This window comes from Nostoc sp. 'Peltigera membranacea cyanobiont' 232 (assembly GCF_002245985.1).
GTDB lineage: Bacteria > Cyanobacteriota > Cyanobacteriia > Cyanobacteriales > Nostocaceae > Nostoc.
On record NZ_NOLK01000273.1, the window covers coordinates 1 to 5,536 of the forward strand.

Annotated in this window: 5 protein-coding genes; 1 reads left to right on the forward strand and 4 read right to left on the reverse strand. The window is 43.8% G+C overall.

What is annotated here, in order from left to right:
• Positions 1-334 precede the first annotated feature (334 nt).
• Positions 335-838: a DUF29 domain-containing protein gene (locus CDG79_RS38715; RefSeq protein WP_094346805.1), complete on the forward strand. Its 504-nt coding sequence runs from the start codon at positions 335-337 to the stop codon at positions 836-838.
• Between the two features lie 7 nt (positions 839-845).
• Here the strand turns inward: CDG79_RS38715 and CDG79_RS38720 are convergent, their stop codons facing one another.
• From CDG79_RS38720 to mfd, 4 genes are all read right to left on the reverse strand, one after another.
• Positions 846-1,004: a type II toxin-antitoxin system HicA family toxin gene (locus CDG79_RS38720; protein ID WP_223278608.1), complete on the reverse strand. Its 159-nt coding sequence runs from the start codon at positions 1,002-1,004 to the stop codon at positions 846-848.
• 67 nt (positions 1,005-1,071) lie between these two features.
• Positions 1,072-1,254 (reverse strand): type II toxin-antitoxin system HicB family antitoxin, encoded by a 183-nt coding sequence (locus tag CDG79_RS38725; protein WP_094346806.1) that lies wholly within the window; start codon positions 1,252-1,254, stop codon positions 1,072-1,074.
• An 85-nt stretch (positions 1,255-1,339) separates the two neighbouring features.
• On the reverse strand, positions 1,340-2,185 hold the full coding sequence (locus tag CDG79_RS38730) for a GNAT family N-acetyltransferase (RefSeq protein WP_094346807.1): 846 nt from the start codon (positions 2,183-2,185) through the stop codon (positions 1,340-1,342).
• 176 nt (positions 2,186-2,361) lie between these two features.
• On the reverse strand, positions 2,362-5,536 hold a 3,175-nt coding region (gene mfd / locus CDG79_RS38735; RefSeq protein ID WP_094346808.1), incomplete at its 5' end, for a transcription-repair coupling factor.

A 5,536-nucleotide genomic window follows, 5' to 3' on the forward strand; every position in this document is an offset into this window, starting at 1 on the left:
GTTGGATGATGACAAGCTCTTAGTTTTGGCTTGAGAAATTGTGAAGGTAGTTCTGGTAGGGGTTGTAGAGTTTTTGTTTACATAACTTTACAACGAATCGCACTTGCACGTATCCCGGCTGTACCCCATGTAGATAGTAAACTTCCTGAAATCGCACTTCTGGAGGTCGCTTTAGGAACTGATCTACTAATTTTCTTAATTTGCTCATTGAGAGATGATACTATATATAGTATCAAAAATTTGAGGCATAAAAAAGCGATCGCTCTCAATAGCAGAACTAGTATTTGAGACAGTTCTACAATAAAAGCAAAGACGTTGAGGTTGAACTAACCTAATGGGTGTACCTGAAACAAACCCAAAGATACCAATGCTTTCACCAAGCCTCTACGAAACTGATTTTTACGCTTGGACACAGGAACAAGCAACTTTACTTCGCAATGAGCAGTGGAGTCAGATTGATCTGCAAAATCTGATTGAGGAGATTCAATCTTTGGGTAAACAGCAACGTCAAGAATTACGAAACCGTCTGAGTGTGTTGATTGGACATTTACTAAAATGGCAATATCAGTCAGGGTGTCGTAGCCGTAGCTGGTTAGCAACACTTCGTATTCAACGCTTAGATATTGCTGAACTGCTCGAAGATAATCCTAGCCTCAAACCCTACCTTGAAGAAGCACTTCGCAAAGCCTACCTTAAAGGTATCGAATTAGCTGTTGGAGAAACAGATTTGCCCAAGCGGACTTTTCCGGTAGAGTGTCCTTACAGTTTGCCAGAGATTGTGGACTATGATTTTTACCCCGGTGAACCAAGCAAGTTAGTGGATGAATCAGAGCAGTAATTTGAAATTAAAGTAAATCTTCTTCAGATAGCTGGGCCATTTTCATTAAGGCTTTCAAGGTTCCAACTTTCAAATCTTGATTGCGGTGAACAGGAATTGACAGGATTTTTTCTACTTCCGGGTTTTCACAAATATGGTGACGCCAGTAATTCTTTGCAAAACCCAACCTTTTTGCTCCACAATCTTACAAAGTTGCTTGCCGGAAATCGATTTCATACAGCAATTTCAACAACTTAATCTGTTGACTCAATTGCATTACGACTGTTGGCAACTTCAAGCCAACCTTCAATAGCATCTTTTAAATTAGTCATTACCTCTTCTATGGTGTCTCCTTCGGTAATGCAACCGGGAAGCGCGGGAATCTCTGCCCAATAGCCGCCTTCTTCTGCTGAATGAATGATTGCTCTAATTTTCATAAACTTGTTGAGCTAGTTTGTGAGAATATGCTAACTACCATATTTGTTTGCTCTTACCTTGCATAGTTTTTTTCACAAACTCTTTCTAACCGAGTTCCAAACTTGTCATACCAAATACACGATTAATAGGTAAGCTAGGCATTCCTTTGGTATACATCCGAGCAGTTTGAAAAATTGGCTGTAACCCATAATGTTGAACTAAAGCAATCCCTTGTAAGTTGACATCTGGCACATCAATAAAGACTGGAACATCAGGATTTTGTGCGAGCAAGGCAAGAAATAGGGCTTCAGCAATTTTCTCATCATTGGCAAATAACGGCCCAATTCTTAAACCTGTATAAGCAGGGCGGATAACTCCATAACCAGTAAGATACCCATCTTTGAGAACCCCTAATGCAGTACTTCCTGGTTGCTCAATCCAATGTTGCAGAAACAGCGAACGCTGAGAGGGAAACAGTTGGCAATCATAAGCCAGTAATTTCTCAAAAGGTACTGTTCTTAGTTCAACGATACCAGGAGGCACAACACCGCCGCCAACTCCTTCATAACGAATATGGTTGTAAGCAATTTGGAAACCAGACTTTTTGTAATTATCTTGTTGAGCTATTACGCCATCTAAACCGATGTTACGGTCAGTAGACAGATAAGCCATTGCCTGATTCCAAATTTTTATACCCAATCCAAGCCCACGAAACTGCGGCTTCACAATGTAAAAACCAAGAAAGCCGAAATAGCGATCGTAAGCTACAGCAGAAATACATCCCACAGGCTCACCGTTCAACTCACCCAAGAAAAAACCGCGCTCGTCAGTTTGATAAAAAGATTCAGCATCATACCTGCCTGGATTCCAGCCTTCGGCTGCTGCCCAAGTAATGGCCAAGTCCACTTCTGACCTATTCATTGGGCGAAGGATGAAGTTGTCTATGGTCATAACATATTTTTACTCCTGGGCTGTCAATTATTTAAAGTCGCTTTGGCAAGCATAATGATAAACTCTTAACATTTTTATACTTAATAGCTGTATGGTGCTTGCTTCGTTTATTGCCTCAGTGTTGTTTTTGTATTCAGAAAAAGTCAGGTCTAGCCGAGAAACTTGAGCAAAACGGATCAAACACCAACCGCCTCTGGAATTGCACCTTGCATTCTCCCAAAAGCATCAATCAAATTCTGCAATTGTTGATCTGCTTTAAATACTCCTAACCCGCGCACCGTCACTTTACCAGGAGAATACACAAAGCGGGTCTTGAGATTGTCTGGTAAATTCGCCGCCAACAAATTCCAAGCGGGTTCCTCCATTGGTGTTTCTAAAACGACGTGCTGCTTTTGTTCTGGTTTAATCCGGCTAAATCCGAGTTTTTTCGCTAGCTGTTTGAGTTCCATGACTCGCAAAAGTTGATTTGCAGGGACGGGTAAAGTACCATAGCGATCGCTCCACTCGGCGGCAATCTGCTTTAATTCTGATTTAGATTTAGCTGTGGCCACTGCCCGATAAGCACTCATCTTTTGATCCAAATCGGTAATGTAATCTGCTGGGATAAATGCCGTCAGGTTGAGATCAATCTGCGTATCCTCCACTTTCGGAATTTCTTGGCCGCGGATTTCCCGAATTGCTTCTTCTAGCATTTCCATGTATAAATCGAAGCCGATGGCATCCATTTGACCGGATTGTTCTGCACCTAGCAAGTTACCCACGCCTCTGATTTCCATGTCGCGCATCGCTAGCTGATATCCAGAACCTAGCTGAGTAAATTCCTGAATTGCTCGTAAACGTTGCCGGGCTGCATCAGATAACGTCCGTTGCTTCGGATAAAATAACCAAGCATGAGCTTGGATACCTGCACGTCCCACACGACCGCGTAACTGGTAAAGCTGTGCTAATCCAAAGCGGTGAGCATCTTCAATCAAAATCGTGTTGACTCGCGGAATATCTAAGCCAGATTCAATAATTGTCGTACAAACAAGGATGTCTGCGTCACCATTACTGAAAGTGAGCATGGTTGATTCTAACTCGCTTTCATCCATTTGACCGTGAGCGATCGCAAACCTAGCGCCCGGTATCACTTCTCGTAAATTGGCTGTTGTCTCCTCAATACCATCGACTCGTGGAACTACATAAAAAACCTGCCCGCCTCTGTCTAATTCTTGACGAATTGCACTGCGGATACTTTCAGAATTTATCGGTGAAAGATGGGTTTTAATCGCTCGTCTAGTTGGGGGTGGTGTGGTAATCAAACTCATTTCCCGAATTCCCGACAAAGACATATACAAAGTCCGGGGAATGGGAGTCGCGGAGAGGGTAAGCACGTCAACTTGAGTTTTCAAGCTTTTAATTTTCTCTTTCTGGTTTACCCCAAACCGTTGTTCTTCATCCACCACCAACAGTCCTAAATCCCGGAACATCACACCTTTACCCAAAAGTTGCTGTGTACCAACAACTACATCTAGTTCACCCGTTGCCAATCGCTTTTGAATATCGCGGCGTTCTTCAGCCGAACGAAAACGGTTGAGCAAACCGACATTTACGGGGTAGGGTGCAAAACGTTCTTTGAGTGTATGGTAATGCTGCTGTGTTAAAATCGTCGTTGGCGCAAGGAGTGCCACTTGTTTCCCGGCGGTGACTGCTTTGAAAATAGCACGAATCGCCACTTCCGTCTTTCCGAAACCGACATCGCCACAAACTAAGCGATCCATTGGGCGATCGCTTTCCATGTCACGTTTCACATCTTGGACAGCTTTGAGTTGATCCGTTGTAGGTTGGTAGGGGAAAGAATCTTCCAATTCTTCCTGCCAAGGCATATCACCTGGAAAACTAAAACCTTGTTGTTGCGATCGCGCTGCATACAGTTTCAACAAGTCCACCGCCAATTTTTTGATGGCTTTGCGGACTTTATTTTTGGTATTTTCCCAAGCTTTACCGGTCATCCGGTTGAGTTCCGGTGCTTTATCGCCTCCGGCGCGGAACCGAGATAAAGCACCCACTTGATCGGCGACAACTCTTAATAACCCATCAGCATACTGCACCACTAAATAATCACGGGTTTCGTTGTTAATCATCAAACTTTCCAGCTTGACAAATTTCCCAACACCATGATTTCTGTGAACCACATAATCGCCTGGACGCAGTTTATTGGGATCGACTTGTTTAGAAGTAGCTTTGTGGCGCTTGCGGATATAGCCGGGAGTCGCCAAAGAATGCTGTCCAAAAAATTCCCGATCTGTGACGATTACTATTCGGTATGTCGGCAGAATAAAACCTTCGAGTTCCGCAAGACCAGAATATTTTAGGGCTATGGGAATATGGTTGATTTGCAGCTTATCGATCGCTTGGTAGTCGCGGGGATTGGGGATAAACTGAGCCGGACAATCATGTTCTTGCAACAGCGAGACGGAACGGGAAGGTTGAGCAGAAAGCAGCCAGATCGAGAAATTGCGATCGCGTTCTTGACGGATGGTTTCAGCTAGTTTCGCAAACTGGTGCGGCGTAACTGGAAGCGATCGGCTAGAAAGGTTGATCCCGCTATTTTCCTCTGACAGTTCCGATAAATATAGTGTTTTAAATTTGGCAATATCAGCCAAACACTCATCAAAAGACCGATGAATTTTCGGTACTTGGTTAGATTCTTCCCTAGTCCCCAGTCTCCATTGTTCTTCAGCATTTTCTACCCAGCGATCGCTATGAGCATGGCACTGTTCTGGCTCATCAATAGCAATCAAGGTATTTTCTGATAAATAATTTAGCAAAGATGCTGGTTGCTCGAAAGCCAACCCCAAAAAGCGACGACTACCTTCCAACAGTGATGAGTTCTCAGTGCTAAGTTCTGAGTCAGAACTTAACTCATAACTCATAACTCCTAACTCAGAATTATTCTTAAGTGCTGCCATCACAATGGGAGCAAAGCTAGTGGGGGTAAGAATTAACTGCTCAACTTTCCCCTGAGCGGAACGTTGCGTTGTAGGGTCAAATTCTCGTATTTGCTCGATTTCATCGCCAAACCATTCTAGCCGGACTGGAAACTCAGATGAAACTGGGAACACATCAACAATATCACCCCGTCGGCTCCATTGTCCTTCCATTTCCACCAGAGGGACTCGTTCGTACCCCAGAATAGTTATTTTCTCACTGAAGACATTCAAATCTAATTCCATCCCTCGCTTCAGAGTAAGACAGAATTGCCCAAAAGCTTCTGGTGGTGGTAAATGTGGTTGCAGCGCCCCTTGAGTAGCCACAATTGCCAAAGGTCGCTTCGCTCCGGTACTGGGGATTGGGGATTGGGGATTAGGG